General features: G+C 33.6%; 28 protein-coding genes and 1 pseudogene. 17 read left to right on the top strand and 12 right to left on the bottom strand.

Annotated features, from left to right (window positions below; all coding sequences use genetic code 11):
• Positions 1-160 precede the first annotated feature (160 nt).
• From ACQKM9_RS18785 to ACQKM9_RS18770, 4 genes are all read right to left on the bottom strand, one after another.
• Positions 161-1159: an ATP-binding protein gene (locus ACQKM9_RS18785; RefSeq protein WP_427735914.1), complete on the bottom strand. Its 999-nt coding sequence runs from the start codon at positions 1157-1159 to the stop codon at positions 161-163.
• Complete coding sequence (locus ACQKM9_RS18780) at positions 1156-1827, bottom strand: response regulator transcription factor (protein ID WP_427735913.1); 672 nt, start codon at positions 1825-1827, stop codon at positions 1156-1158. Before ACQKM9_RS18780 ends, ACQKM9_RS18785 begins: the two co-directional genes overlap by 4 nt.
• Positions 1828-1852: 25 nt before the next feature.
• The gene (locus ACQKM9_RS18775) at positions 1853-2848 is read right to left on the bottom strand and encodes an alpha/beta fold hydrolase (protein WP_427735912.1); all 996 of its coding nucleotides are present in this window, start codon (positions 2846-2848) and stop codon (positions 1853-1855) included.
• A gap of 264 nt (positions 2849-3112) precedes the next feature.
• On the bottom strand, positions 3113-3643 hold the full coding sequence (locus tag ACQKM9_RS18770; RefSeq protein WP_427735911.1) for a GNAT family N-acetyltransferase: 531 nt from the start codon (positions 3641-3643) through the stop codon (positions 3113-3115).
• 278 nt (positions 3644-3921) lie between these two features.
• Between ACQKM9_RS18770 and ACQKM9_RS18765 the strand changes: the two genes are divergently transcribed.
• The 3 genes from ACQKM9_RS18765 to ACQKM9_RS18755 all read left to right on the top strand — a co-directional run bounded on the left by ACQKM9_RS18765 (position 3922) and on the right by ACQKM9_RS18755 (position 7081).
• Positions 3922-5391, top strand: a complete 1470-nt coding sequence (locus ACQKM9_RS18765; RefSeq protein ID WP_427735910.1) for a UDP-N-acetylmuramoyl-L-alanyl-D-glutamate--2,6-diaminopimelate ligase — start codon at positions 3922-3924, stop codon at positions 5389-5391.
• Between the two features lie 150 nt (positions 5392-5541).
• Complete coding sequence (locus ACQKM9_RS18760; RefSeq protein ID WP_427735909.1) at positions 5542-6078, top strand: YusW family protein; 537 nt, start codon at positions 5542-5544, stop codon at positions 6076-6078.
• A gap of 610 nt (positions 6079-6688) precedes the next feature.
• A complete protein-coding gene (locus tag ACQKM9_RS18755; RefSeq protein WP_427735908.1) occupies positions 6689-7081 on the top strand; it encodes a hypothetical protein in 393 nt (130 codons plus the stop codon).
• A 206-nt stretch (positions 7082-7287) separates the two neighbouring features.
• On the opposite strand, the gene ACQKM9_RS18750 is transcribed toward ACQKM9_RS18755, so the two are convergent.
• Positions 7288-8655: an MFS transporter gene (locus ACQKM9_RS18750; RefSeq protein ID WP_427735907.1), complete on the bottom strand. Its 1368-nt coding sequence runs from the start codon at positions 8653-8655 to the stop codon at positions 7288-7290.
• 192 nt (positions 8656-8847) lie between these two features.
• Positions 8848-9456, bottom strand: a complete 609-nt coding sequence (locus tag ACQKM9_RS18745; RefSeq protein WP_427735906.1) for a LysE/ArgO family amino acid transporter — start codon at positions 9454-9456, stop codon at positions 8848-8850.
• 107 nt (positions 9457-9563) lie between these two features.
• On the opposite strand from ACQKM9_RS18745, the gene ACQKM9_RS18740 reads away from it, so the two are divergent.
• The 7 genes from ACQKM9_RS18740 to ACQKM9_RS18710 all read left to right on the top strand — a co-directional run bounded on the left by ACQKM9_RS18740 (position 9564) and on the right by ACQKM9_RS18710 (position 15719).
• A complete protein-coding gene (locus ACQKM9_RS18740; protein ID WP_427735905.1) occupies positions 9564-10988 on the top strand; it encodes a PLP-dependent aminotransferase family protein in 1425 nt (474 codons plus the stop codon).
• A 174-nt stretch (positions 10989-11162) separates the two neighbouring features.
• Entirely contained in the window at positions 11163-11477 is a 315-nt protein-coding gene (locus ACQKM9_RS18735) for a PadR family transcriptional regulator (protein WP_427735904.1), read from the top strand.
• Between the two features lie 2 nt (positions 11478-11479).
• Positions 11480-12007: a DUF2812 domain-containing protein gene (locus tag ACQKM9_RS18730; RefSeq protein ID WP_427735903.1), complete on the top strand. Its 528-nt coding sequence runs from the start codon at positions 11480-11482 to the stop codon at positions 12005-12007.
• Positions 12008-12411: 404 nt separating this feature from the next.
• The gene (locus ACQKM9_RS18725) at positions 12412-12897 is read left to right on the top strand and encodes an HIT family protein (RefSeq protein WP_427735902.1); all 486 of its coding nucleotides are present in this window, start codon (positions 12412-12414) and stop codon (positions 12895-12897) included.
• A gap of 203 nt (positions 12898-13100) precedes the next feature.
• Positions 13101-13694: a GNAT family N-acetyltransferase gene (locus tag ACQKM9_RS18720; RefSeq protein ID WP_427735901.1), complete on the top strand. Its 594-nt coding sequence runs from the start codon at positions 13101-13103 to the stop codon at positions 13692-13694.
• A gap of 304 nt (positions 13695-13998) precedes the next feature.
• On the top strand, positions 13999-14463 hold the full coding sequence (locus ACQKM9_RS18715; RefSeq protein WP_427735916.1) for a DUF523 domain-containing protein: 465 nt from the start codon (positions 13999-14001) through the stop codon (positions 14461-14463).
• A gap of 71 nt (positions 14464-14534) precedes the next feature.
• Entirely contained in the window at positions 14535-15719 is a 1185-nt protein-coding gene (locus ACQKM9_RS18710; RefSeq protein WP_427735900.1) for an ABC transporter permease, read from the top strand.
• A 78-nt stretch (positions 15720-15797) separates the two neighbouring features.
• Here ACQKM9_RS18710 and ACQKM9_RS18705 read toward each other — a convergent pair whose 3' ends face one another.
• The 3 genes from ACQKM9_RS18705 to ACQKM9_RS18695 all read right to left on the bottom strand — a co-directional run bounded on the left by ACQKM9_RS18705 (position 15798) and on the right by ACQKM9_RS18695 (position 19762).
• On the bottom strand, positions 15798-16997 hold the full coding sequence (locus tag ACQKM9_RS18705) for a toxic anion resistance protein (protein ID WP_427735898.1): 1200 nt from the start codon (positions 16995-16997) through the stop codon (positions 15798-15800).
• On the bottom strand, positions 16987-17643 hold the full coding sequence (locus ACQKM9_RS18700; RefSeq protein ID WP_427735897.1) for a 5-bromo-4-chloroindolyl phosphate hydrolysis family protein: 657 nt from the start codon (positions 17641-17643) through the stop codon (positions 16987-16989). The genes ACQKM9_RS18705 and ACQKM9_RS18700 overlap by 11 nt, the downstream gene beginning before the upstream one ends.
• Positions 17644-18034: 391 nt before the next feature.
• Complete coding sequence (locus ACQKM9_RS18695) at positions 18035-19762, bottom strand: methyl-accepting chemotaxis protein (RefSeq protein WP_427735895.1); 1728 nt, start codon at positions 19760-19762, stop codon at positions 18035-18037.
• 126 nt (positions 19763-19888) lie between these two features.
• Here ACQKM9_RS18695 and ACQKM9_RS18690 point away from each other — a divergent pair, with 126 nt between their 5' ends.
• The 3 genes from ACQKM9_RS18690 to ACQKM9_RS18680 all read left to right on the top strand — a co-directional run bounded on the left by ACQKM9_RS18690 (position 19889) and on the right by ACQKM9_RS18680 (position 21252).
• Positions 19889-20176, top strand: a complete 288-nt coding sequence (locus ACQKM9_RS18690; RefSeq protein ID WP_427735894.1) for a DUF1033 family protein — start codon at positions 19889-19891, stop codon at positions 20174-20176.
• 218 nt (positions 20177-20394) lie between these two features.
• Complete coding sequence (locus tag ACQKM9_RS18685) at positions 20395-20595, top strand: cold-shock protein (RefSeq protein WP_038189357.1); 201 nt, start codon at positions 20395-20397, stop codon at positions 20593-20595.
• Positions 20596-20880: 285 nt separating this feature from the next.
• A complete protein-coding gene (locus tag ACQKM9_RS18680) occupies positions 20881-21252 on the top strand; it encodes a VOC family protein (RefSeq protein WP_427735893.1) in 372 nt (123 codons plus the stop codon).
• Between the two features lie 228 nt (positions 21253-21480).
• Here the strand turns inward: ACQKM9_RS18680 and kynB are convergent, their stop codons facing one another.
• From kynB to kynU, 3 genes are all read right to left on the bottom strand, one after another.
• Positions 21481-22107: an arylformamidase gene (gene kynB, locus ACQKM9_RS18675; RefSeq protein WP_427735892.1), complete on the bottom strand. Its 627-nt coding sequence runs from the start codon at positions 22105-22107 to the stop codon at positions 21481-21483.
• A 72-nt stretch (positions 22108-22179) separates the two neighbouring features.
• Positions 22180-23034, bottom strand: coding sequence for a tryptophan 2,3-dioxygenase (gene kynA / locus ACQKM9_RS18670; RefSeq protein ID WP_427735891.1), 855 nt, complete (start codon positions 23032-23034; stop codon positions 22180-22182).
• Between the two features lie 196 nt (positions 23035-23230).
• The gene (kynU, locus tag ACQKM9_RS18665; RefSeq protein ID WP_427735890.1) at positions 23231-24508 is read right to left on the bottom strand and encodes a kynureninase; all 1278 of its coding nucleotides are present in this window, start codon (positions 24506-24508) and stop codon (positions 23231-23233) included.
• 182 nt (positions 24509-24690) lie between these two features.
• Here kynU and ACQKM9_RS18660 point away from each other — a divergent pair, with 182 nt between their 5' ends.
• From ACQKM9_RS18660 to ACQKM9_RS18645, 4 genes and pseudogenes are all read left to right on the top strand, one after another.
• Complete coding sequence (locus ACQKM9_RS18660) at positions 24691-25305, top strand: TetR/AcrR family transcriptional regulator (protein ID WP_427735889.1); 615 nt, start codon at positions 24691-24693, stop codon at positions 25303-25305.
• 81 nt (positions 25306-25386) lie between these two features.
• Positions 25387-25677 (top strand): hypothetical protein, encoded by a 291-nt coding sequence (locus ACQKM9_RS18655; protein WP_427735888.1) that lies wholly within the window; start codon positions 25387-25389, stop codon positions 25675-25677.
• Positions 25678-25860: 183 nt separating this feature from the next.
• Positions 25861-26322: a GNAT family N-acetyltransferase gene (locus tag ACQKM9_RS18650; protein WP_427735915.1), complete on the top strand. Its 462-nt coding sequence runs from the start codon at positions 25861-25863 to the stop codon at positions 26320-26322.
• Between the two features lie 32 nt (positions 26323-26354).
• Positions 26355-26758: pseudogene (locus ACQKM9_RS18645) on the top strand (DUF5391 family protein).
• Positions 26759-26802: the final 44 nt, after the last annotated feature.

Below are 26802 nucleotides of genomic sequence, written 5' to 3'. Positions count from 1 at the left end.
AAGGAAAAATTAAAAGACCTAAGCCCGGTGGAATACCGAACTCAGGTCTTAGAAGCTGCTTAAATAAATATGTCTAACTTTCTTGGGTCAGTTCAGATTTGGTCATCCCAGCTTTTTATCTTGAAGTAGTTTTGAATACAAATGCTATTTTGTCATGGCTTTATATATTGCTTTCTGTTGTAAAACTAAAAAAAGTCCCATTTTTAGTTGACTGTAAAGTATAATTTATATTTAACGATCTAGCTATATCTTCAATTATTTTTAAACCTAGCCCCGTATTATTATGATCGATATCGAAACCTATTCCGTTATCTTGGAAAGAAATAGTATTATTGTCTACGATAATTTCTAGTTTTGTTGCATTTGAATGTTTTAATGTATTTTGGAAAATATTATCGAACAATCTTTGAAGCCACAAATCGTTACTTACCCATGTTAAATCATTATTTAGTGTGCTATAAATCAATTCAATATCATGAATGCTATACAAATAACTCCACTTCTTGCACATAATTTCTAATAAATTATTCATATTCACTTCATCATTTAGGATATAAGAATTCTCCAACGAATCAGTAGAATGAACATTCAGTTCATTTGTTAACTCAGAAATGTATTGTATTTGTTGGTAGAGTGATTCTAGTATAGGAACTTGATCAATAAATTGATCTTCTAGATAAAATAATTGTAATCGAACGGTAGTTAACGGTGTATTAATATCATGCCTTAATTTATTTAAAAGTTCTTTTTTTATTTCTTCGTTTTGATTAAGTTCAAGTTCTCTATACGTTGTTCTTTCGATTAATATATTTACAGACTTGATTAGTTCACCTATTTCATCATTTTTAGTTACAACTAATTTATCAGGGATTTTTTCATCACTAGCTAATTCTCGAATGGTTTTATTCAAAATATTAATTTTATTTAATAATGAGTTAATAGACCTCGAAAATAAAAAAGCAAGCAAAAATAAAGAAACCAAAAATACGAACAGCATTGTTGGATATGCAAAAGATTCATGAAAAGGGATGTTTTGATGTTTTGATTTAAAGATAGCATTATAAATTATTGACATAAGCACACTAATCACTAGTAACAAAAAGGGAACACTAATAATTGCGGAAAATAATAATAACTGATATTTCTTTTTTAATTTCATTTTTTTATATAGGTATTTAATCTATACCCTTCTCCATATATATTTTGTATAATCTCACCATTGAGATCATTAATCTTTGTTCTAATTTTTTTCATGTGTACGTTTATGATATTTTGATTTCTATCATCAAGTGGCCATAAATAATTAAAGAAATGTTCTTTTGTCAAAATGCGATCTCTATTATCATATAAATAAAAGAATATTTTTCTTTCAATAGAAGTAAAAGGAACCTCGTTTTTTAAGTTTTTATTAAAAACCTTCGTAAGATCCGCATCAATATATAAATGTTTGATTTGTGTAAAAGTACCGTATTGATTCTCAAGCATTTTTTGCATTCTCAGTAACAACTCTCTAGGGTCAAATGGCTTTATCATATAATCTTCTCCGACTGTCAAACCTTGAAGTTTGCTATCAATATCCTGCCTTGCTGATAGAAAAATAATCGGGATATTTAAACCTAAGTTTTTTATTTTTTGGGTGATTTGATAACCATCTTCACCGGGTAACATGACATCCATTATTACTAAGTCTATTTTATGTATTACATCTAGTACCTCTTTACCGTCTGTTTTCCAACAAACATTATACTCTTCGCGTCGTAAAATCTTCTGTAGTAAACGACCAATCATAAGATCGTCTTCAACAATTAATATATTATATTCTTTCATTTGTTTGACCTTCCATAATCAAAATTTAAATCGGTTTATCTTCTTTAACTTTATTATTTATAAAATCCTTGGAAAGTTTATAAATCTTATCCGGAGAATATAAATAAATGCTGTGTTTTCCTTCCATAGTTATCACATCTGATATTAATAGTTTTTCTGCAAACTCCTCATAATCTTTCGTTTTTTGCTTTGTATATTTCGAGTTTTTATTTTCTTCAGCAATCGCATCTAAAAATAAAATAGGTGTTTCTGATGGTATCGGTAGGTCAACTGATTTTTTACCATTTTCGTATACCTGTAAAAGTTCTTGCTCCATATTGTTATTAAAAAACTGTTTATATGAAATGGCTTTAAATACTTCTTTTTCATGTTCAGTTAAAAAAGATTGTTTAAGTACTTCGGGATTAAATGTTAAAGAAGGAAAGAGTCGATGAAAACCCACTTTCGATAAAAGATTCATTCCTCTTACTGTTAATGAGTCAACTAGGCTCATTTTATGAGTTACATACTGTTGTGGTAAACCAATATCTACAGCAATAATTCCTTTTACTTCATTTGGGTATTTTTGTGCCCAATAAATAGCTTCTAATCCAGATAAAGAGTGTGGTACTAATATATATGGAGGTGTATTCCCACTCTGAATAAGTGCGCTTCTAGTTTGTTCTAATATAGTGTCAATATCTCTGTTATCGTTAAAAACATCACTTTGACCATAGCCTGCTCTATTAATTACAGCAATTTTATTTTCTGTTGAGAATTTGCTATAAAGACCTTTCATTTCATAAACAGGGGCAGCTACCCCTGAGCCGGGGATAAATACATACGTATCCTCACCTCTACCTTCAATGTAAACATCAATCTTTTTACTATTAAAATCGACTAACATACCTGCATCTTTAATTAGTGCCGACTCTTTCTTTAAAAGATATTTATGGTAGGTAAAGATTGTTACGGTTACTAGTACCATAAAGATAATGAACAGAACAGATAGTTTTTTTAATACTTTAATTATTTTTCGCATAGAATTCTCCTTTCGACTAATATTGAAAGGATATAATATAAAAATAAATTTCTAATTAATTTTTTGTGATTTTACCAAAGAGGAACTGATTGAAATGACTATTGGTTTTGCTTACTGGAAAAAATATAATATGAAAAATTGAACAATGTTGTATTTACATTACCACATTAATACAATTCCTAATGGGCTTCTTTCACAAAAAAAACCATTAGATAATAAAATCCAATGGGGAATAGCTAGGTAATGTTTAATCTAATTGATATCTTATTCAAAAAATGTACTTGAGTATTCAACTACACCTGAAACATTACTAAGAGCGTTATCACTTAATTCAAATGCCATAAATGCATCATCCGGCACTTCAAAAGGTGCTTTTATTTTCCATGTTGATGCTTTTTTAAATCCGAATTTCGGATAATAGTCTGGGTGTCCTAATACGACAACAGATTTGTAACCGAGTTCTTTAGCTTTTTCTAATGCTGTGTTTATTAAAAGCTTGCCAATGCCTTTATTTTGATATTCAGGTATTACAGAAACTGGGGCAAGTGCAAGAGACTTTGTAGATTGATCCTCGTTGATTATGTTAATTTTTGTTAAAAGAATATGCCCCATAACTTCATCATTATCAATTGCGACAATAGATAATTGAGGGATGAATGCATCAGTTTTTCTTAAGCGGTCCACTAGCTCATGTTCTGTTTTATCACTAAATTTCATGTTCGCAAATGCTTTTTGTACAACATTTTCTGTGAATTTATAATCTGAAGATTGTTCTTGTCTAATTGTTATGTTCATTTTTACAACTCCTAAATACATAACTTTTCTTATATTCACCTTCAGTCTAGCATAAATCTTTTAGTGTTTAATCATTTTGTAAGTGATCTTGGTTTTAAAACACTTCATTTAATGAAATAAAAATATTTTCACTTTACTTATCAGTTATTTATTATAATTTTTCAGTAAAAAGGTGCTCACTTATCAGAGCGCCTTTATAGTATAAATATTTCACAATAGGTCATAAATAAAATGCGTGGATTAAATGACTCGTTTTGTAACCTAGGAGTGAGCCGTAAATGAAATTAAACATACTATTAGAACATGTAGATAAAGCTGTGAATTCACATCTTCTAGATATTGATGTAGAAATAAAAGGAATCGCGACAAATTCTTCTTTAGTCCGTCCTAACGACATTTTTGTAGCAATTCCTGGCTACCGTGTAGACGGTCATCAGTTTATAGATGCCGCTATTCAAGCGGGAGCGAGTGTAGTGGTTGGAGAGAAGGACTTGAAAGATTTGATTGTACCTTATGTTCGAGTAATTAACAGTCGTTTAGCACTTGCGCAAATAGCGTGTCAGTTTTATGGTAACCCTTCACGAAATAAGGTTGTCATTGGAATTACTGGTACGAATGGTAAAACAACAACTACCTATATGCTTAAGTATATTTTGGAAAGCTGCGGAAGATCTTGTTCCTTATTCGGTACAGTTCAGAATGTTGTTAATGGAAAAACCTTACCCTCTGTAAATACTACCCCCGATTCACAAGAACTTCAAAAGCAAATTGCCCTGAGTGAAGATGAATTTATTATAATGGAAGTTTCATCACACGGTCTTTCTCAATATCGAGTAGAGGGTGTAGAATTTGATTATTGTCTATTTACAAATTTAGATAAAGAACACCTTGATTATCATCGTGATATGGAGGCTTACTTCTCTGTAAAGGCAAGCCTATTTGATCAATTAAAGCCTAATGGACTAGCTATTATTAACCATTTGGATGGTTGGGGGAAGAGACTAGCAAATCTTTTAACTTCAAAAGGGTGTCAACTATTTTTGGTAGGCGATAAAAGTTACCATGATCTACAAATCGTTCATCTCAAATCAGGTGTATCAACAGTATCCCTTAAAGGGAATCAAAGTTTAGAATTAAGTCTTAACATTTTAGGGAAGCACAATATTCTGAATGCTTCTATGGCTTTTTTAACTGCTTTATTGATAGGTATTCCACAACAAAAAATTGTTTATGCATTAGAAAAATTTCCGGGAGTACCCGGTAGATTTGAAATGCTACAACATCCTAATGGAGCTACAGTAGTAATAGATTATGCTCATACAGCAGATGCCTTTTATCAGTGTCTTCAAACGGCAAGAGAAGAAGGCGCCAATCGTGTATTTCACGTTTTTGGATTTAGAGGAGATAGGGATAAGGAAAAAAGACGAGATATGGTTAGTGTTTCCAAAGAAATCAGCGATGTTCATATTCTAACATTGGATGATTTGAATGATGTTCCTTATGAAGAAATGGAGCAGGCTCTCTATGCATTAAGTGATGGAGGCTATGTCATTTCTGATCGAACAATAGCGATAAAAGAGGTATTAGAGCATGCGCATAAAGGAGATTGGATTTGTATAACAGGCAAAGGTGCAGAAGATTACCAACAAAAGTTTCGTTTGCCAACAGCCTCTGATAAAGAGACAGTCCAGTTTCTTTTTCAACAAATTGATCAAGCAACAAATGGAGAGTTTAAGCCTCTTCATTAATGGTAATTCTTTATTAATAAAAGGAATTCAAAAGATATTTGATTTACATTTATTAAATCCAAAGTGTTTAGTACAATTAATAAGTTTATTTTTTCTGTTTTGGGGAATATTAAAAAGCGAGAAGTTAAATACAGAAAGGAAGATTGTTAAATGAAACATTTAAAAATGGCCATAGGAGTACCACTTCTATTTGGTATGTTATACGGTTGTAGTTCTGACAAGGCGACAAATGAAACGGATAAGACAACTGTTAAACAAGAAGAGACTAATACGAATACCGATAAAAATGCAAATACAGATACAAATACAAACAAGGACACTAACAAAGATATGAATAACAATGGACAAGCAGGGACAACGGAAAATTTACCTTATAATTTTGCGGAGTTTTCGTTAGATGTTGAGTATTCACCGACAGAATCTTATGAAGTTGATTACGAAAATGAAACTAAAGGTGTAGATGTTGAGCTGGATGATGACCGTAATAATGTGAAGCTTAGAGGCGACGAAGCTTTGGCTAAGTTAGAGCCTATGTTTAAAAAGCTTAAATTTGATGCGTCTACAGCAAATGATGAAGTAATCGATCATGTGATTTCTGTCTTTGGCATAGACAAAAACTATACTTCGTTTGAACTTGAAGTGAAATTCGCAGATGGAACTAAGAAGGAATATAAGAAAACAAAATAAGCTAAATTAGAAATGCCTTACAAGTTGTTTTGTACTTGTGAGGCATTTTTTAATGGAGAAATAGACGCCGATCTCAATTTTGAGTGCATAACAAATTTATTGGTAATAAAAGGTGTAGTCTCATCTATAATAGTTGGAGGAAATATTATACATATAAAAATTCAATAAAGGGTGTGAAGAAATGGTAAGGCCAAGTATAGCAATTCTATTTGTTTTATTATTTTTACATATTACCAATAATGTTTATTATTTGGTTTGCGGTTAACATGGTGAAATTACAAAGAGAAAAAAATGAAATATTAAGAACTTTTGAGGAGAAGTTAGATAATAATGAGTTATAGTGGTGTTGAGGACTCCTTTTTTTAGTTATCTTCTAATTTATATCAAACATTCGATGTTTAAGGAATATATAAGTATTAAGAAAGTAGGAATCAAAATGTTACCTTATTTATATATACTACTTGTGGTCGTATGTATCTTTTTTGTAATTCATAACATGGAGAGAAGAATAGGAGGAATCAAGTTTCTTATTATAACCTCAACCTTGTTTTTAAATATATTTAGTTTAATAATACTAGATATATTCACATTGAAGAATAACAGGGAAACGATGTCTGGTAATGGAAATCCTGCTATTATAGTCTACCCTTTTTTGTTTCCATGGCTCTTTATTTTTCTTTGGACATGGGTTGTAATAATATATAAGGACTTTGTTCTTAAATCGTTGTCTATGGTAAATAAATATTTACTCTTTGGTTTAAGCGTGTTAGTAGTCGGATTAATTTTCGGTGCAACTTTTATGAATAGTACTTTGAAGCAACTAGAAAATACACCGTACCATCCATTTAGAGGAGAATACGGATCGGTGATCAACATATATACAAACACGATTTTTTTTAATGGTTTTACGTTTGGAGTCTTGGTATTCTCGGTATTTGTAGGGATATTGCTTTGGATTAAAATACTTGCAAGAACTACTAATGAAAGAAATAAAAATGTTTAGAATATTAGAGTTCCAGGGTATCAACTATGCAATGCTGATTGAAAATAAACTATACATTAATGTCACGTAAATTTCGTGGTCTACTTACAATAAATGTTTACTTCGTGTGTTTAAATACTATCACAATAGTCAAAAGCTCCTTGCAATTTTTCGTAGCAAGGAGCTTTTTCTCGAAATTTTGTATAGTTATTAACCAAGTGAAATGTCTACTCTTCTGAATTTATAAGTACTTGTTTTTTCGGTTTACTACGAGACCACACTACTACTGGGATCAGTAAAAGTGAGAGAGTACTTCCTACAAAGGAAAGTGTAGCATAACTAGAACTTGCTACGACGATGCCTGACATTGCTCCGGCAGATGCTCCAGATAAGGCAATTAAAACATCTACTGTCCCTTGCGTTTTTGCACGAGTAGTAATAGTAGTGGCATCTACAATTAGTGCTGTTCCACTAATAAAGCCAAAGTTCCAACCCATGCCAAGTAAAACAAGCGCAAGGATTAAGAATGGTAACGAATCTCCGGGCGCTAAAGCTGCTACAATGCCAGATGCTAGCAATGTGGCAGCAGCAGCAATAGCCATCGTGATACGGCCCATTTTGTCTACGAGTATTCCAGTTATAAGGGATGGGAGATACATTGCTCCAATATGAAAGCCAATGACCAAACCTATTGCATTTAATCCATGCCCATGATGTCCCATATGTACTGGTGTCATAGTCATTATTGACACCATGACTACTTGTGTTAAGACCATTATTGTAGCTCCAACTACTATACCTCGTTTATTCGATAGTTGAGTAGTAGAATATGTGTTTGAATTTTTACTATTATTAGTGTCCTTAGCTTCTGCAATTGCTTTTGCCACGATGAAAGGATCTGGGCGAAGAAAAATCAGTAGTACTAAGCCCGCTAGGATGAAGGCCGCTGCACCAAGTATAAATGGACCAGCTAAAGGTGGAATACCTAAGGAGATGGCCACACTTCCCATTACGCCTACTAAATTTGGTCCTGCCACCGCACCTAATGTTGTTGACACCATGGCAATACTGACCGCAGTTGCTCGCTGAGTAGAATTTGCTAAATCTGTACCTGCATAGCGTGCTTGTAAGTTTGTCGCTGTACCTGCACCATAAATGAGTAGTGATGCAAAGAGCAGAATGATGTTATTTGTTGTAGCGGCTATTATTACCCCTAATGCCCCAATCCCTCCAGCTAAAAAGCCAGTTGTGAGACCCATACGGCGTCCAAACCGTTGAGTTAAGCGACCTACAATTAGCGCTGCACTTGCTGAACCTAAAGTTAAGAATGCTACAGGCAATCCAGCAAAACTATCAGTCCCTAGCATATCTTGAACTAAAAGTGCTCCAACAGTTACTCCGGCAGCTAAACCAGCACCACCAAATATTTGTGACATAACAATAATGAATAATGTTCGCTTATACAATTGTCGCTGTTTTTCAGGAGAATCAATATAACTCTGTAACCACGAAGCTTGGTTTTTTAATGCTTTAGAATCGTTATCTTCAATTGCCAATACAAGTCCGCCTTTCAATAAATAGAAATTAATACACATGATTAGTTGTAAATTTATGTGTTTTTACGCATCCTTCTTTCAATACACTTCGACTATATAAGATATTCTTCGGATTTAACAATATACAAAGCATCTTATTTTTAAATAGGGTTATTTAACCCCTCTAGTGTTCTTCTAGTTTATAGGTGATAGAGTAATTAATCAATAATTCAGAAAAAATTTAGGGTTCAATTACTTAAAAACTAATCCTTTGAATAAGAACACTGCTGTACACCATATAAAAATACTCGAGCATTTATTGAAAAAATTCATTAGTGTTCCTGAGCTATCCACTTTTTTCATCGTTGCTCCTGCTAGTGTAAGTGCGATAAACCAACACCAAGATACGGCAATACAAGTAGCAGTGAAAATAATTTGGTCCATGCCAGCGTATCGTAATGCACTTGTCCCAATTACACCTACCGTATCTAAAATAGCATGTGGATTTAACAGGGACACCGATAATGCAAAGAAGATTTGTTTCTTTATCGTTAAGCTTTTTCCTGTCTCAACTGTTGCCGGTTTAGAAGTCCAAATGGAATACCCCATATAAAGTAAAAAGATGATTCCAACACTCATTAAGCCTAGTCGTAACCATTCAAATTGCAATACGATGGCAGATAAGCCAAAAACCGCAAGTACAATAAGCAAAGTATCACAAAGTGAAGCAGCAATAGTCGCAGGTAGTGCCTTCAATAAATTTGGTTGCGAAGCACCTTGTGAGAAAATAAAAACGTTTTGTACACCTAAAGGTAAAATAAGTCCAAATGCAAGTAATAATCCATGTAATATAGCTTCCATATCAAAAAACTCCCTTCCATTACAACTTTATCTATGTTACAACTAAAAGAAAACATCCAATTGGTTGGTTTTCAACCCAACCAATTTTTAAAAAAGGAGAGATCATTTTGCAATGGAAACCAAAACGACATTCACAACTATCCCTTCATAGCCAAATTGTTGATTGGATGACTTCTCTTATACAACAAGGTGAATGGACAATAGGGATGAAGTTACCACCTCAACGAAAGTTAGCTGAAATATTGGATGTGAACCGTAGTACGATTATTCAAGTATTAGATGAGTTAAAGGCCGATGGATTACTTGAAACAAAAAGAGGCGGGGGAACTTTTGTGGCTAACAATAGCTGGAATGTCCTACTAAATAAATCGCAGCCTAATTGGCAAAAGCATATTCAAATGAGTATTCATAAGCCTAATTACCATACAATTCAACTCATCAATGAGTATGAGCAAGATGTATCCATGATACGGTTAGGTACGGGAGAACTGTCTCCTGAATTATTGCCAACCAATTTACTAGAAGAATCACTACAATCCATGACACTTAATGCTCGCGATATAGGTTATTCAGAACCGAAAGGGAGTAAGAGATTGAGAATGGTATTAAGTGAATATTTGGGTAAACAAGGTATTCATACGTCTCCTGAAAGTATATTAATCGTTTCGGGTGCGTTACAAGCACTTCAATTAATTTCAGTAGGATTACTTGAACAGCAATCCATTATTTTCCAAGAGCATCCTTCTTATTTGAATTCTATTCATCCCTTTCAGTCTGCTGGAATGCAGATGGTGTCAGTACAAAGCAATGAACGTTTAGCTGAAACATTAAAAACTTTAAAGGGAAAAAGACAATCTCTTTTTTATACTGTACCAACATTACATAATCCTACTGGTCGAATAATGTCAGTGGAGGAACGCTATCAATTATTGGAAATCTGTAGTACGTTACAAATACCAATCATTGAAGATAATGTATACCAAGAATTATTATTTGAAGAATCTGTTCCGGCTCTAAAATCATTTGATCAGTCAGGACAAGTTTTATATTTGGGTAGTGTATCAAAGACTTTAAGTCCAGGACTCCGAATTGGCTGGGTCGTCGCGCCTGAACCGGTTATCAATCGACTTGCTGATATTAAAATGCAAACTGACTACGGCTCCAGTGCTTTTTCACAAGAAATCGTCGCACATTGGTTAGAGACTGGTTTATATGATCAACATCTCGGACAATTGCGCCAACAATTACAACAGCGCGCGTCGTTTGTTGAAAAAATTTTAGAACAGGAATTTAAAGAAGTAGCAACATGGGAGAAGCCAAGAGGGGGCTTTTATATTTGGCTGAGATTTAATGAGCCTATAGTTAATAAAGTATTGTTTTTAAAACTAATAAAGCAAAAGGTTCTTATCAATCCTGGTTACATATATGATCCTAATGATATGCATCATATACGTATGTCTTATGCATATGCTTCATTTCCTGAATTACAAGAGGGGTTGGCTATATTGTTATCCATTATTAAATTACAATAACAAATTGACACTGGTGTTTATGTGATAAAGTTATTACTTCAAGAAGCGAAAAATGTATTTTGGAATAAATAACCATTTAAAAAGCGATCTCATCCTGAGGTTGCTTTTTTGTATCACTTAATGATATACTACTTTTAGATATATCATTAAGTGATACATTAGGAGGTTGCTAAGTTGAAGTCACTTGAACAATTAACAGATCCAGTTTTTTATATTATGGCAGCATTGGCAAAACCAAAGCATGGCTATGCAGTGATGAGCTTAGTGGAGGAAACAACGAAAGGTGCATTTGTCATTGGACCTGCTACTTTATATACGATTATTAAAAAGTTATTGGCCGAAGAATTGATAGTGCTACATGACGCATCAGATTCTCGCCGTAAGGTATATGTACTTACGGAAAAAGGGAGAACCGTTTTAAAAGAAGATATTGAACGCCGCAAAATAATGATTATGTTAGCGGAAAAAGAACTTACAAAGGGGGACTAAGTATGACGAATATGAAATATATGATGTCTGGGGGATTAGCATTTTCCGAGCAAAAGGATATGCAAAAGTTACAGAAGAATGCACAAAAAGGATGGCATTTAAGTAGTTTTGCAACACTTGGTTACAACTTAGAAAAAAAGGACCCAGAGGATGTACAGTATAGTATTGATTATCGTAAGTTAGAAAAAGGTGAAGAGGATGAATATTTTGAATTATTTTCTACAGCCGGTTGGACACATGTATGTTCAAGTTATGAAATGCATATTTTCAAAGCTACACCTAAAACAAAACCAATTTACACTGATGCTGAATCGAATATTGATAAAGTTGCACGATTAGCTAGACCAGTTAATATTTCCACTATTTTTGTTGCACTTATAGCTATGTTATTTTGGGTGATCATGACCTTTTCAAATAGTCCGTTTCAGCAAATAGGTACATGGCTATTTATAGGTTCATATGTATTATTGATGCCAATGCTAGGAATGCTGGTTGCTCTGCAGTATCGAAAGTGGATAAAAAAGAGTTAAATGTACTGATGAGTTGAAATGAAGTTCGATAATTTGACTATTTTCAATGGGAAGTTTGGTCAATATTTAACTTACTTTATAAAATAGTTATTGGTACAACTTCATTTCCTATATTAAGTAGTTTCTTAAGAAAGGAGCCTATAAGGCTCCTTTTTCAACAGCTAAAATAAAGATTAATCTATTAGTGAGGGATTTCAGAATAGAATAATGTCTATAAGAAGAAGTGATGAAAGTACATGTAATTAACATAGTGAAAGTAATAATACTTGTATAATCTTAACGCAATTATTACCTAATCTAAATGATTAGGATACGGTATTTTTACAGTCCTGTTAATGGATATAATTTCCTGTATTGTTGTAAACTAATTATTAGCTTTAATATTTATGTTTTTAGGAGGAATTATGAGGGAAATCACTTTATCTAATGGAAAAACAGTTGCCGTTGAATGCTTGAGTTGTGCAATAACAAATAGTCTAATTGAAATTGATGGTGGTGTAATAGTTGAAACAGAGTATTTTCACGCGCATCAAGACGTTGCATATCCGATAAAGGGGTTAGTTATTTTAGCATCGAAACGACATATTAAATGTTTGGATGAATTAAATGAAGAAGAAATGATTGATTACATAATCTTATTATCTAAGATTAGAAAAGCACAAAGAGAGGTACTGGGAATAGAACATGTTTATTACTTTTACAATGAAGATACTACCCATCACTTTCACACTTGGATGGTTCCTCGCTACGAATGGATGAATGTGTATGGTCGTTCGGTGGAATCAGTTAGACCTGTTTTGCTTTGTGCAAGGAACGAATTAAATAATGATGAAAATGTAAAAAGAGTAATTGAAGGAATAGATGCACTAAGAGAAGAATTGAATAAGTAATATTTTGATTTTCAATGAAAGCACGTATATGTTTAGTAGGGTGTTGATTCGAGCGAGAATAAAATGGTGCATGTATACTAATTCAAAAATTGTATGGATTACCGTTAGAAATAGTAACACCGTAAAGACGGTTAAGGGGTAATATAACTTAATATCAATGAAGAGGTGTTTAGGTAATTAAATAAACATGAGGATGTGTATTGATGATGAATGACTTTTTTCAAAGTGATATTACGTTAGAAAATGAGAGAGTATTGCTGGTTCCATTTTCTTTAAAATATAAAGAATCACTAAAGAAAATTGTTTTTGATGAGCGTATATGGAGATATATGGGTCTTTCTATCCGCGATGAACATGAATTAGATAAATATATAGATTCAACTATATTAGAAAAGTTAGAAGGAAAAGCATATCCATTTATTGTTATTGATAAAGAAAGCGAAAGTGTAATAGGTAGTACAAGATTAGGAAATATAAATTTTCATAATAAACGTTTGGAAATTGGTTGGACTTGGTATGGTACAAAGTTTCAAGGAACAGGACACAACAAAGCTTGTAAATATGAATTACTACGTTATGTATTTGAACAAATGAAATTTAACCGAGTTCAATTTAGTGCAGATATTGATAATAAAAAATCTCAAAACGCTATTATAAAGTTAGGTGCTAAACAAGAAGGGATTTTTCGAAGTAATTATATAGATCAGTTTGGAAAGCAAAGAGATGATGTATATTTTAGTATTATTACAGATGAATGGTTTGATGTAAAAAAGAAGTTCTTTAGTGAGTATGACTAAAATGAAATTATATATTTATTAACAGGAGTTAGATAAATGTTGTCAGTTTAATTAAAGTGAGAAAATCGTAATACACATTAACATCTCTAAGTAATTAGGATTCTATTTAAGAGGTGTTTTTTCTCGATAATACTATATTTATATAATTTTCATAGCGTTTCTTAAATTGCAGAAATGATTGAATTACTAAGAAAATATGGGTGTAAAGCGATTTTTAACTGCCAAGTATCAAGTATAGTGAAAAGTATATCAAGATAGTTTGGAATGAAAAAGTTTAATATACTATTATATAGAGGTGATAGCGTTGATAGTAGTAAGTTCATGTTTGGCAGGGTTAAAGGTAAGATATAACAGTACACATAGTTTAGATCATAAAATTCATAAACTAATTGAAGAAAAAAAGGCTGTAACTGTGTGTCCTGAACTGTTAGGGGGTTTCTCAACACCCAGAGAACCTGCGGAAATAATAGGGGGCAATGGGGAAGATGTACTGGACGGGAAGGCTAAAGTAATTGAAAAATCAGGTAGAGATGTTACGGAGTTATACATAAAAGGTGCTGTTGCTACACTTATAAAGGTACAGGAGCTAAATGCAACTATGATTGTCCTCAAAGAATATAGCCCATCATGTGGTAGTTCAATGATTTATAATGGGCAATTTGAAAATGAAAAAATTGTTGGAAACGGTGTTACGACTGCTTTACTAAAAAGACATGGATTACAAGTTATTTCAGAAGAACAGTTTTCTGAAGTTAAGGTAGAGTTATAACAAAAATAAAAATAATCAAGAATTACTAGATAACATAAATTAAGAAGTCATTTGATAAGTAGGAGAATATAATGAAGAATCTAGAAGGGATTTGGGGCAAGAGATTCCAACAATATTTGAAAGAACTTTTTAAATACCTACGTTTTGTTTTTGCTACAAGTTATATAGCATTAATTATTGCTGGAAGCTTTGCTGTTGGTTATTATATGAAATGGTTACAGGTGGTTCCGTATGAGTTCCCTTCTGAGTGGCTAGTATCTACTATTTGTGGGATATTGTTGTCATTTAGTAGTCCGACAACATTAATTCGTGAACCTGACCAGGTCTTTTTTTTACAGTTAGAGTCTGGAATGGGTAGCTATTTTAGAAAAGCGCTAATATGGACATACTGGTCGCAAATTTTTAGTGTATTAGTTATATATTGTGCTGCAATTCCTCTTTTACTAAAAGTAGAAAGTCCATCATTATGGAAAATCTCAATGGGATTATGTGCAATATTAATTTTAAAATATTTAAATGTTCAAATTGAATTTTCAAATCATAGAAAGAAGCAGGGGAAACATCACTTTATTGATCGTTTACTTCAGTTGTCTCTTTCAATTATGGTTTTGAAGCTAGCAATCGAGGGTGAAATCATCCTCTTTTCTATTATTATTGTCATATTACTAGTATATGAGAAACAGTATAGAAAGAAAGCTATATTAGAACCTATTCCGTATGACTATTTTTCAAAAATCGAAAGTGCTCGAATGGCTAGATTTTATCGATTTGTGAGTTATTTTACAGATGTACCTTTTTTAAAAGAAAATATTAGTCGAAGAGTATGGCTAGATTTTGCGACTAAGCTTATACGTTATGATCAAAAGAATACTTCTCTTTATTTAATAGTTCGTACTTTTATGAGAACTGATGAGTCCATCTATTTATGGTTGAGGTTAACGATTATTTCAGCTTTTATAGTAGCTTTTGTAAAAGTACCTTTTGTTGTATCGATGATTGTAAGTGCCTTGTCATTTGCAACGATATATCAAATTAAACATATGTTCATTTCACCTATGGGGGTTAGGATGAATGCATTCTATCCAATCCCAGTAAGTAATCAACAAATAGCTGTCAACAGGCTATTGCGTGCATTGATGCTTTTACAAGGTAGTATTGTTTTGATAAGTAGCTTTGTACAATCAGCTTCATTTATAAGTTTCGTTCTAATAATAGTTATTGGAGAAATGACAATTCGCTTTACTGGAACGAAGTAACACAGCGATATTAATAGGTGGAAAAATAATTATAAAAAAAAGATCAATTCAGTTAACTGAATTGATCTTTTTTTGTAATTAATAATTCGGACGATTATTATTTTGTTGTTGTGTATGAATAGCTAGTAGACGTTGTTTTAATTCGCCTTCCATACGAGCAATTTCAATTTCAGCTGCTTTTCGTTTTTGACGTCCATCTGCTTGGATTTGTAGGGTCTCTTCGATTGTTTGAAGAAGGTTCTCTTGTGTTTTTTTCAAAGTATCGATTTCGATGAGACCGCGTTCGTTTTCTTTAGCAGTTTCAATGGTATTTACTTTGAGCATTTCAGAGTTTTTAAGCAACAGGTCATTCGTTGTTTTTGTAACTTGTTTTTGTGCTTCTACGGCTCTTCGTTGATTGTTTAAAGTAAGAGCAATAGCAATCTGGTTTTTCCATAACGGGATAGCCGTCATAATCGAAGCTTGAATTTTCTCTGCTAGCGTCTGGTTCGTTTGTTGAATCATCCGGATTTGTGGCGCAGATTGAATTGTAATTTGACGAGATAGTTGTAAGTCGTAAATACGTTTTTCAAGACGATCCACGAATTGAGCCAAATCATTTACTTCTTGTACAAGCATTTGGTCGTTAGCAATTTCTGCTTTTTGACGTAATTCTGGTAATAGCTTGGCTGTGATTTCGTCGCGTTTTAGTTCAGCTGCAGCGATGTAAACATTCAATGCTTCGAAATATGTTTTGTTTTGTTCATATAGTTTATCAAGCATTTGTACATCTTCTACTAAACCACGTTTAGAATGTTCTAATTGAATGCCGATGCGGTCAATTTGTGTGCTAAGTTTTTGATATTTTGTCATCATTTCTTGGATTGGACGTGCTATTTTACCAAAAAGTTTGCGAAGACCTGACTTTTTATCTTGAGAAAGTTCTTCAGGATCGATTTCAGATAGCTTATCCATTAAATCTTTTAAAACATCACCAACTGGACCAATATCTTTACGTTGTACATGGTCAAGCATTTGATGAGAAAAGCGAGAAAGTTCATTTTGAGCATTGGCGCCATAAGTTAAAATGGATTCATAGTTGCCAACTGGAATTTGAGAAGCAAGTTGTTCCGCTTTCTTTTTATCCTCATCCGATAATCTGTCAATTTGTTTGACTGGCATGTCCGGAGCAGGGGAAGCAGATGGTGCTTTCGCTAGTTCTGGTTGCATATCAAACGGATTGCTAAGTAGGTCGTCCATTGATTTAACTGGTTCGGGTGAAGATGGATTATTTGTCATATAAATTCTCCTTTCGAGCTAGCAAAGGTTTGTTTTTTTGAGTTGAGATCTGAACGAAATCGAGTTCCATTTTTAACTCTTCTATATCAGATGCTAAGACCGCTCGTAGATCCTCTTGCATTGTATGATTTAAGTCTTCTAATGTATCGCGCGTTTGTTGAAGAGCAATATGAACATCTATGTCTTTAATCGGTTGCGTTGAGAGTAGGGCATATTTCTCAGTTAATTCAGCAGCTGATTCTAGATGTGCATAAAAGAAATCTTCGGCTTGGTAAAATTTCTTAGGGTTTGTCCGTACAATTTGGAAAATCCGTTTTGCTAATCGATTCATTTCAAATAGTTGTTTAAAGGCCGAGATTGAGCGTACCTTAGTGTAGTGTCGATTTAAGTTTTTAATTTGGGCTTCTGCTAACATCATTTGTTCTTTAATGTGACGATATTCTGAGCGAGTTATGCCTACCATTTTCAATTGCTTTCTTATTTGAACTTTTTTGACAATATAGGCTGTTGTAAAATAAGTGATTAGAGCTAAGCCAGAACATTCAAGAAAATTCAGTTTAAAACCAAATAGAAATACAAACCACGTGAAGAAAGTAAAAGGGATTGTGATTGCATATCTTGCTAGAAAGTGTCGGAAATTGAGCATTTTAAATTCCTCCTTAAACACCCTAATATTATGTACGAAATAGATACAAGAAAGTTTCACTTTATCGTACAAAAAAGAGTCGGTTTAATCAATATCCGACTCCATAGAAGTATACCCTTTTAAATCATTATGTAATTCAACACGGAAACTATTATTTTCCGATTGTGGATCAACACCATGTTGTACATATGAAAAAAATTGGTTGTTTGCTCGTTAGTTCCCTCGATATCAACTTCAATTTGCTAACGTTCATTTTTGCCTAATGAAAAATCGATATCCGTTTTTTGAACTTTGCTAGTAAATACGAAATGCGCTCGCTTTTTCATTCAATTGTCTCCAATAAAATTAGAGGTGGTAATCCGGCATTACGATATCGTCGGCTTATCTACCTTTAAATTATTGAACGTTCTTTTTCCAATTTATCAATAAGTTCATTAATATAATGGAGTACTTGTTGAGATGAGCTTTCAACCTCTTTTAATGCTAATTCAGCATCGTCGATTTTACCTGCGTTATAGAAAACAGCAGCTCGTTTTGCAGCTTCATGAACTTTTTGATGATGTGATTCTAACTCGATATAGGCTCTTTCTTGACCGAATTTATCGCGGGCCTTTTCAGATGTATACCATTTTCCTAGTCTGCAATCTCTATGTGAAGAGACTTCACTTTCTTCGATTCTCTCTAGCCCTAAGAACATATTATAGACGCGCCATTTCCAAAGAATATGATCTGCTTTTGATAATTGTAATAGGGCATTACTTGAAAGTTGAACATTATTATTATCAACTATACTTAATCGGAAATGATTAATCTCCGCACCTAGTTGGTGGATACCAGCTGATGTTGATTGTCCTAATTCGCGAATAATATCTTGCAAATCAGAAATTTGCACCATGCGATGAGAGACTTCATCTATTGCTGCAGCCTGCTGTTCTGATATTGCTGCTGTATTTGTTACATCGACATTAATCTCTTCAATTGCTTCAACGATTGAGGACAGAAGGGGTAGGGAATCTTTTGCCTCATTTGTAGCCTCTTTAATAATAGTCGTTGTTTGAGAAATCGATGTTGCTACATTACTTGAATAACTTTTTAGATGTTGTACGTTTGAAGAGACTTCTCCTAATGCTGATACAGTGTTTTCAGCTAGTTTACGAACTTCTTGAGCAACAACAGCAAAGCCCTTTCCGTGTTCACCTGCACGTGCAGCTTCTATAGAAGCATTTAGAGCAAGTAGGTTTGTTTGATCAGCAATCTCTTTTATTAAAGTTACTACATTTTCTATATCATTGACTCGTTTTTGTAATTCACTGAATGATTCTACAATCGATGTGAAGGTTTCTTCCGTTTTGAAGATTTCATTTAATGCTAAGTCAATGGTGTTTTTACTATTTGTTGCATATTCGACAGAGTCAGCTGTTTTTTCAGAAATACGGGCGGATGTTCTAGCTACTTCACTAATTGAGGCAGTAATCTGCTCTGTTGCGGCCGTGGATGATTGAATTTCTTCGTTTTGACGATCCAAACTATATACAAGGTCTTTCATATACATAATTTGTGAGTTCGTATCCATTAAGGCTGAAACTTCACTTACAGCGTGTTCAATCATTCTTTCTGTCGCTACCTCAAATAGTAGTTCTTGATCGATATTCACTGCACCTTGAAATGAACGCATCAAGTCGAATGCTTTGGCAGGTTTGTATCCAAAGTTATACAATATGTGTGTAGTCACATAAAAAGCAAATTGATTGAAGAGAACAATGGTTTTACCTGGTTCAAATTTATGGTGTCTGAATAAGTAGAAGAAACGAACAGTGTCATCTACGTACTTTTCATCTCTAGGATGTAAAAAGAATGCATTTAAGTATTTTTCTATATATTGATCAGAAATTGGATTATGTTTATCTGGAGAAATTTCTTCTAAGTATTTTATGAAAATATCACGCATGGAAGGTGTACATTCCATTAATTTTGAATACAGCTGTTTTAAGTTTTCTTCATCTCTTTTATGGAAATTATTAAATGCTAATGTATCTTTAAATCTCCCAATTGTATTGATATCAGTTCCTCTTTGGAGTAGCTGAGCCATTTCTAATTTGGGTCTAATAGTAGCAAACATCCGAATCCCCCTATGTTAAAATGTTGTATTTTCATAGTAATTTTAGCATATTAACAATAGGGAATAAAGGCACAAAAAAAGGTTTCTGTAGAAAATTCAAAATACAAATAAAAGGATTTGAAAAATATGTATAAAATAATTTATATGAAAGCGGATTATGAGCCGTGGTGGCAATTTGAAGGTTGGGAAGAACATATTGTTGAAGAAAATGCGTTTGAAATAAAAGAGGAAGCAGAGCAATATTTGGTTGATACATTACAAAATTTCAAAGAAAAGTATGATCATGACGCTAGTAAAAAAGAACGATTCTGGGTATTTTGGTCTGATGATGAAGTTGGTTTTTGTGAAGCTTGTGATGAAGATATCCAAACTTATCACGGTATTATTTGGTTAGATGAGAAAAATCAACCTTAAATATAAGAAAATTTACCAAAAATCATGAACATTCATTGACAAAACTTCCAGCTGTACTTATAATTATCTTAACAATTGAAATTGATTAACCGCAACTCGCATTCACATATTCCATAAAGTGATCGGCAGTAGTTCGGTACTTTATGGAATATGTGAATTTTTGATTTCGGTCATTGATTGCATATTGTCTACATTTATTTTTTTGGAGGTTTTCTCACATGAAACAAGGTACAGTAAAATGGTTTAACTCAGAAAAAGGCTTCGGTTTTATCGAAGTTGAAGGCGAAAACGACGTATTCGTACACTTCAGCGCTATCCAAGGTGATGGCTTCAAAACTCTTGACGAAGGTCAAAAAGTTGAGTTTGAAGTAGTTGAAGGTAACCGCGGACCACAAGCAGCTAACGTTACTAAACTTTAATATTAGCTAATAAAAAGGAATATCTTTCGGGATATTCCTTTTTTTCAGTTCTTCTTTATGTAGATAGTATGTATTCTTTGAAAAATATGTAATGGAAAGCTTCTGTTGCTAGTATAAGTTTAAATGGGTGAAATAATACATTAATACAAATTGTTTTTGGAAGAAGATTTCTAAGAATCTGAATAAGTTTGGAATAAGTGATTTCTGTGGTTAAAGGGAAGCGATAGTCTATATAAAACAGTATTTATCATGTTATACTAATTTAATCAAATAGGAGGTGGCGTTATGATTAATAAAATTGGACAAGTAATGCTATATGTAAACGATGTTGAGGCAGTTGCAACTTTTTGGGAAGATAAATTAAACTTTGTTGTTCGACAAAAAAGCAACGAGCCATTATCGGTAGAGCTTGCACCTACTGAAGACAGTGAGACTAGTTTTGTTTTGCATGATAAAGAATTTATAGCTAAGATGAGTCCGGAATTACATTTAGGTACACCATCTATTTTGCTTTATTCAAATGACCTCGAAAAAGACTATCAAACTTTACAGGAAAAAGGCGTAAAAGTCGGAGCAATTGTTGAATTACCTCATGGGAAAGTGTTTAACTTTGCGGATGTAGAAGAGAATTACTTTGCCATAATTGAACCGAAATAATTCATAATTAAACGCCATTTTTACAATAGTGCTATGTACAACTAGATTGGTAGAATCTGGTTGATGAATAAACTAGTAGGCTGGATACTCGATTTAATCAGATCATCCGAATTATTGTTAATGGAATTGATAAATCTCACCTTCTAATAATCCATAATAAAGAAAAACACATATTAGCGATGTCTAATATGTGTTTTTTTATTGATATATAAATTTTTATATTTCTTTTTAAGGTAACTTTTTCAATACAGCACGTACCGGACTTCCATCTGCTTCAACCAATGGAAGTGGGAGGGCTGCCAACTCATAATTACCTGGTCCAATATCGTCTAATACTAGCCCCTCTAAAATGTGAATTCTATGACCAGCAAGTTCATGATGAGCAGACAATTCTTTACTATCAAGTGGATCTACTGAAGGCAAATCAAGCCCAATAAGACGAACACCGAGTTCTGAAAGATATGCCGCTAATTCTGGTTGGATATGAGGAATAGTTTGTGGAAACACGCTTCGATCCTTCCATGCATCTGTGCGGATTAACAGTCGCGTCACACCTTTTAGATCTAGATTGGATAATTCATTGACACCAATACTTGTTCTGTTCGGTAAATGGATGACTGTTGCATCCCCTATATATAAATCGAGATCCAGATCAATTACTCTTTTTCCATCGTTATCAAAATGAAAAGGTGCATCGATATGAGTACCAGTGTGTAAACTCATATTGATTTGACCTACATTGACAGATCCACTCTCTACTTTACTCCAATTGACTTTGTATGAGAATGGTGTATCTCCAGGCCATACTGGAATGTTTTCATCAAGACGTTGTGAAATATCTATCCATATACCCATGCATCTTACCTCCATCTCTTTTGGCTATTATTTTCTTTGACGTGCTTTTAAAAGAAAAACCTACTTTATTTTTTATAGCTTTGTTCTTAAACTCCATAACTCTGGAAAAAATTGTTGGTCCAGTACTTTTTTTAAATACGTAACACCTGATGATCCACCAGTTCCTTGTTTATGACCAATAATTCTTTCCACTGTACTTACATGATTAAAACGCCATAATTGCTGTTGATTACCAATGTCCACTAACTTCTCGGCCAACTCATATAAGTCCCAATATTGCTCGACATCGCGGTAAACTGTCAGCCATGCCTCCTCCACACTGGCATTTGGTTCATATTTTTGTGAAACATCCCTGCCAATTGCTTCTTGGTCAATAGGTAATCCACGCGCCACAAGGGCATGAATCGCGGCGTCATAAATACTTGGCTCATGAAGGGCATGCATCATTTGCTCAGATAAATCTGTTTGATGTTGATAGACTGATAGCATATGGATATTTTTATTTCCTAATGCAAATTCAATCAAACGATTTTGATAAGATTGGAATCCAGAAGATTGTCCTAGTTTATCCCTAAATTCCATGTATTCAGAAGGTGTCAAAGTTGAAAGGACACTCCATGACTGAATCAATTGCTGTTGAATTCTCGAAACGCGCGACAACATTTTAAACGAGGGTTCCAGCTTATTTTGGCGTATACACTCAGTAGCAGCTGCCAACTCATGTAAAATGAGCTTCATCCATAACTCACTCGCTTGATGGATAATGATGAAAAGCATTTCATCGTGATGGTCAGAAAGTCTATGCTGACTAGATAAAATCTTATCAAGGTGGAGATAATCTCCGTAAGACATCGATTTTTGAAAATCGGTTTGAATTTCTTTCTCTAGCCCAGTTTGTGTATGTTCATTGTTATCCTTACTCTTCATTCTGCAATTCCCTCACTTTTCATAAATAAATCGCTCATACTATTTTTTCTTCACATCCAGAGATACTTCCGCTACAATGATTTGCATATCATCTTTTCAAAACAAAATAGGCGACAAGTATAAATAGTAACCGAGGAATCCCGAATTGAAGCATGATTTAGAAATTTGTAAACTGTCCTCTGGTGAATATCCCACGTTATGCAACCACTTCTCGTTCATTCTTGAATTTTTCATATGTTTTTTCTGACATGATATTCTTAAGTATTTGTACCACTTTCCAAACTTCTGCGTAGGAAGTATATAGGGCAACTGGAGCGAGACGAATGATGTTAGGTGCTCGGAAATCCGGAATGACACCGTTTTCTTTCAATGCCTTACAAATGCGTGCAGCTTCTTTATGCTCAAGGCTCACATGACCTCCGCGACGTATGTCTTCTCTCGGCGTTCCAATGAAAAACCCCATATTGTCCAACTCGAATTCCACTAAATCTATTAAATATTGATTGATTTTTAGAGATTTTTCTCGAATATTCTCGATTCCTGCTTCTATGAAAATATCTAAAGACCCAATCAAGGGTGCACAACTTAAAACATGAGGTGTTCCGATTTGATACGCGCCAGCAGATTCAGCTGGTGTTAATGTATGTTCCATATCGAATTGTTTATCTTTTCTAGACCCGAACCATCCGGCCAATCCAGGCATCGTTCCAAAATGTTTTCGATTTACATATAAGCCTCCAACAGCTCCAGGACCGCCATTTAAGTGTTTATAATTGCACCAATACGCAAAGTCAACATCCCATTCACTGAATAAATGAGGGATTGCACCAATAGAGTGACATCCATCAAATCCGATCATGATTCCTCTTTTATGTGCTTCAGCAGTTAACCGTTCCATATCCAAAATTTGACCACTGCGATACAGCACTGTTGGCAAGATAATCAGAGCGATGTCATCGGTCATTGCTTTGATAATGTCATCCTCATCAAGAAGTCGGCCATCGCGACTTTTCACACGAATGAGATTGGTTTGCGGGTCGTATCCATGTATAGACAGTTGACTTTGAAGAGCATAAATATCAGTCGGAAAAGTTAGTTCATCTGCTAAAATTTTTGTGCGTGTTCCTGCCGGCTTATAAAAAGTAGCTACAAGTTGATGCAGATTTACAGTTGTAGACCCGGTTACAATAACTTCCTCGGGAGATGCACCCACTAATTGTGCAATCTTCCCGGACAATTGCTCTGCCATATAAAACCATGGATGATTTCCTTGCGTCCATCCGTCAATGCCATATTTTTTCCAATCCTCTAAAGATTCTAAAAGAGTACGCTCAGCTCTTTTCGAAAGAAGTCCCAACGAGTTTCCATCCATATAGATGGCATCTGGATTTAAATAAAACTCTTCCCGAAAACTTTTAAGGATATCTTTCTCATCCAGTTGTTTTGCGTAATCCAAAGTGTATTTTGAAACCATAATGATCCTCCTAAATTGGTTTGCCTGAATATTCCAGAAAAATCGTACCAAAGAATATGACACAATGTCAATAAGTTATTTCTGAAAATTATTAATATTGAATCATTCGAATGTTTTTTCCAACAAATGTTTTTTATTTTGAAAGATTTCCTTTATGCTAGTAGATAAGGGGAGGAATAGGAATGAATAATGGCAAAGTAGGGGATAAACGACATTTGCGCTCAATTATGACACGTCAAAAGTTATTAGAAGCTGCAAAGGAAATCTTCCTGGAAGAAGGTTTTCAAGCTGCGGTTATTTCTCAAATGATTAAAAAGGCAAACATCGGTTATGGAACTGCATATGTTCATTTTAAAGGAAAAGAGGATCTTTTAATTGTATTAATGGAGAATATCATGGAGCAATTTTATGAAATTGCCGAAACCTCTTTCTTTCCAAAATCAAAAGATGAAGCAAAACATATTATAAACAAACAAACAAATGCTTTTTTAAAAATGGCAGAGGCAGAACGCAATATGATGCAAGTTTTTGAACAGGCTATTGGAATTTCAACCGTTATATCAGATAAATGGAAAGCAATTCGGATGAAGTTCATTCAGCGAATATCAAAGGACGTCGCCTATGCACAGCAAAATGGATTGGCAAGAGCTGAACTAAACCATGAGCTTGTTGCAAAAGGGTGGTTTTTCACAAATGAAATGTATCTTTGGGAAATTGTTCGTAATGAACATCAAAGTACTATCGAAGAAATTGCTCAAACTATCACGTCAGTTTACTTCGAAGGTTTGTATTTGTAATTATATTGATATTGCTATATTTTGTAGTTCGAAAAAATCCATTTTTATACACACTTTTATTGAATAGGGGAGGGCTAATAATTGTTCCTTTTTGCTGCAGTTATCATTTTGTTAGGGATTTATTTTTCAGTGACTTTCACTAAAAATCAATCTTTAAAAAAGAAATATATTATTTGGGGATTAGTTACAATGTTCATTTTCACACCATTTGTAGGATGGTTTATTAGCATGTCTGTAGCAATAGCTGTTGGTGATGGATTCGCTGGTGTCGGTATGATGATGCTCCTCTTACCAACATTTTTTATAATCGGGTTAATTCTTACATTGATAGGTGTTTTCAAAAAGAGCGTTGTTATGGAGCAAATAGATTAGCTTAATTAAATTTATTTTTAATTTAAAGCGGTATAGAGTTTATATAAAGCGTTGTCTTACTACTGCGCTTTTTTATTTGTCTAATTTATATGGATTTATATTACTGAATTTATGTATTATGGATATAAGTGGTGATGAAGATGCCATATAGTCATGCATTTAATTGATGTAGAGGTGATTTATATGAAAATACAATTAAAACCTGTAATTAGAGAAAATTGGGAAGAAGCAATGAGGTTAAGTGTTAAAAATGGACAGACGAATTTTGTGCCGTCAGTTGCAGTCTCTCTTGCAAAAGTATATATCAAACCAGATGGAGATTCTGTTGAATACATACCATTCGCCATTTATGACAATGAGCAAATGGTCGGCTTCATAATGCATGCTTATGAAGAAAATACGACGGATATGTATTGGATAAACGGTTTTATAGTGGATAACAAATATCAACGTAGAGGGTATGGTAAAGCAGCATTAAATGAGATGGTTCAGTGGATAGTAAATCGATTTGATATTTGTAAGGAGATACGTTTAACAGTCCATAAAGAAAATATAAATGCACGCCATTTGTATGAACAATTCGGTTTTCTGCTTACAGGAGAAGTATATGATGATGAGGATGTTATGTATCTACCTATTAAATAGCGATATTTTATAAAAAGGTGGTTAAATTACTAATGGTGAATAGAAAAGGCATTATTGTAATGACGTTTATTTCTGCAATCCTTTTTTGTTCTTTACTAGTCGTAAATTCACTTACACCTATCTCTAATTTGGGCCCGAATGCCAATAAATTTGGTTCGGCATGGTGATGATATTGTTCTGCTATCTATTACCTGTAATCCTATTCGTAGCAGGGATAAAAGCTATGAAATTCGTAATGGCAATCCTTTGTGGCTTCGACATACTAATATTTACGGCTACAATAGGAACAGTGATTGTCTTAGGTTTTGTTCATAATATCGTCCCTGAAATTTTTGTCGTTGTAGCGATCTGTTTAGCTGCAATAATTGTTAATATTAGCTGGTTTTTTGTAGCATTTCGACCTAAAAAAGTTGAACTAACGATTTCTAATCATTAAGAAGTTTAAAGAATACATTAAAAGGGCCAGCTTAAGAGTAAGCG

The organism is Viridibacillus sp. NPDC093762, from assembly GCF_050279675.1.
GTDB lineage: Bacteria > Bacillota > Bacilli > Bacillales_A > Planococcaceae > Viridibacillus.
This window is presented reverse-complemented; position numbering and strand designations above follow the sequence as displayed.

Coding starts and splice junctions, on each gene's coding strand:
- ACQKM9_RS18785 (WP_427735914.1), bottom strand. CDS start 1,159: ATGAAATTAAAAAAGAAATATCAGTTATTATTATTTTCCGCAATTATT.
- ACQKM9_RS18780 (WP_427735913.1), bottom strand. CDS start 1,827: ATGAAAGAATATAATATATTAATTGTTGAAGACGATCTTATGATTGGT.
- ACQKM9_RS18775 (WP_427735912.1), bottom strand. CDS start 2,848: ATGCGAAAAATAATTAAAGTATTAAAAAAACTATCTGTTCTGTTCATT.
- ACQKM9_RS18770 (WP_427735911.1), bottom strand. CDS start 3,643: ATGAACATAACAATTAGACAAGAACAATCTTCAGATTATAAATTCACA.
- ACQKM9_RS18765 (WP_427735910.1), top strand. CDS start 3,922: ATGAAATTAAACATACTATTAGAACATGTAGATAAAGCTGTGAATTCA.
- ACQKM9_RS18760 (WP_427735909.1), top strand. CDS start 5,542: ATGAAACATTTAAAAATGGCCATAGGAGTACCACTTCTATTTGGTATG.
- ACQKM9_RS18755 (WP_427735908.1), top strand. CDS start 6,689: ATGTCTGGTAATGGAAATCCTGCTATTATAGTCTACCCTTTTTTGTTT.
- ACQKM9_RS18750 (WP_427735907.1), bottom strand. CDS start 8,655: ATGTGTATTAATTTCTATTTATTGAAAGGCGGACTTGTATTGGCAATT.
- ACQKM9_RS18745 (WP_427735906.1), bottom strand. CDS start 9,456: ATGGAAGCTATATTACATGGATTATTACTTGCATTTGGACTTATTTTA.
- ACQKM9_RS18730 (WP_427735903.1), top strand. CDS start 11,480: ATGACGAATATGAAATATATGATGTCTGGGGGATTAGCATTTTCCGAG.
- ACQKM9_RS18725 (WP_427735902.1), top strand. CDS start 12,412: ATGAGGGAAATCACTTTATCTAATGGAAAAACAGTTGCCGTTGAATGC.
- ACQKM9_RS18720 (WP_427735901.1), top strand. CDS start 13,101: ATGATGAATGACTTTTTTCAAAGTGATATTACGTTAGAAAATGAGAGA.
- ACQKM9_RS18710 (WP_427735900.1), top strand. CDS start 14,535: ATGAAGAATCTAGAAGGGATTTGGGGCAAGAGATTCCAACAATATTTG.
- ACQKM9_RS18705 (WP_427735898.1), bottom strand. CDS start 16,997: ATGACAAATAATCCATCTTCACCCGAACCAGTTAAATCAATGGACGAC.
- ACQKM9_RS18700 (WP_427735897.1), bottom strand. CDS start 17,643: ATGCTCAATTTCCGACACTTTCTAGCAAGATATGCAATCACAATCCCT.
- ACQKM9_RS18695 (WP_427735895.1), bottom strand. CDS start 19,762: ATGTTTGCTACTATTAGACCCAAATTAGAAATGGCTCAGCTACTCCAA.
- ACQKM9_RS18690 (WP_427735894.1), top strand. CDS start 19,889: ATGTATAAAATAATTTATATGAAAGCGGATTATGAGCCGTGGTGGCAA.
- ACQKM9_RS18685 (WP_038189357.1), top strand. CDS start 20,395: ATGAAACAAGGTACAGTAAAATGGTTTAACTCAGAAAAAGGCTTCGGT.
- ACQKM9_RS18680 (WP_427735893.1), top strand. CDS start 20,881: ATGATTAATAAAATTGGACAAGTAATGCTATATGTAAACGATGTTGAG.
- kynB (WP_427735892.1), bottom strand. CDS start 22,107: ATGGGTATATGGATAGATATTTCACAACGTCTTGATGAAAACATTCCA.
- kynA (WP_427735891.1), bottom strand. CDS start 23,034: ATGAAGAGTAAGGATAACAATGAACATACACAAACTGGGCTAGAGAAA.
- kynU (WP_427735890.1), bottom strand. CDS start 24,508: ATGGTTTCAAAATACACTTTGGATTACGCAAAACAACTGGATGAGAAA.
- ACQKM9_RS18660 (WP_427735889.1), top strand. CDS start 24,691: ATGAATAATGGCAAAGTAGGGGATAAACGACATTTGCGCTCAATTATG.
- ACQKM9_RS18650 (WP_427735915.1), top strand. CDS start 25,861: ATGAAAATACAATTAAAACCTGTAATTAGAGAAAATTGGGAAGAAGCA.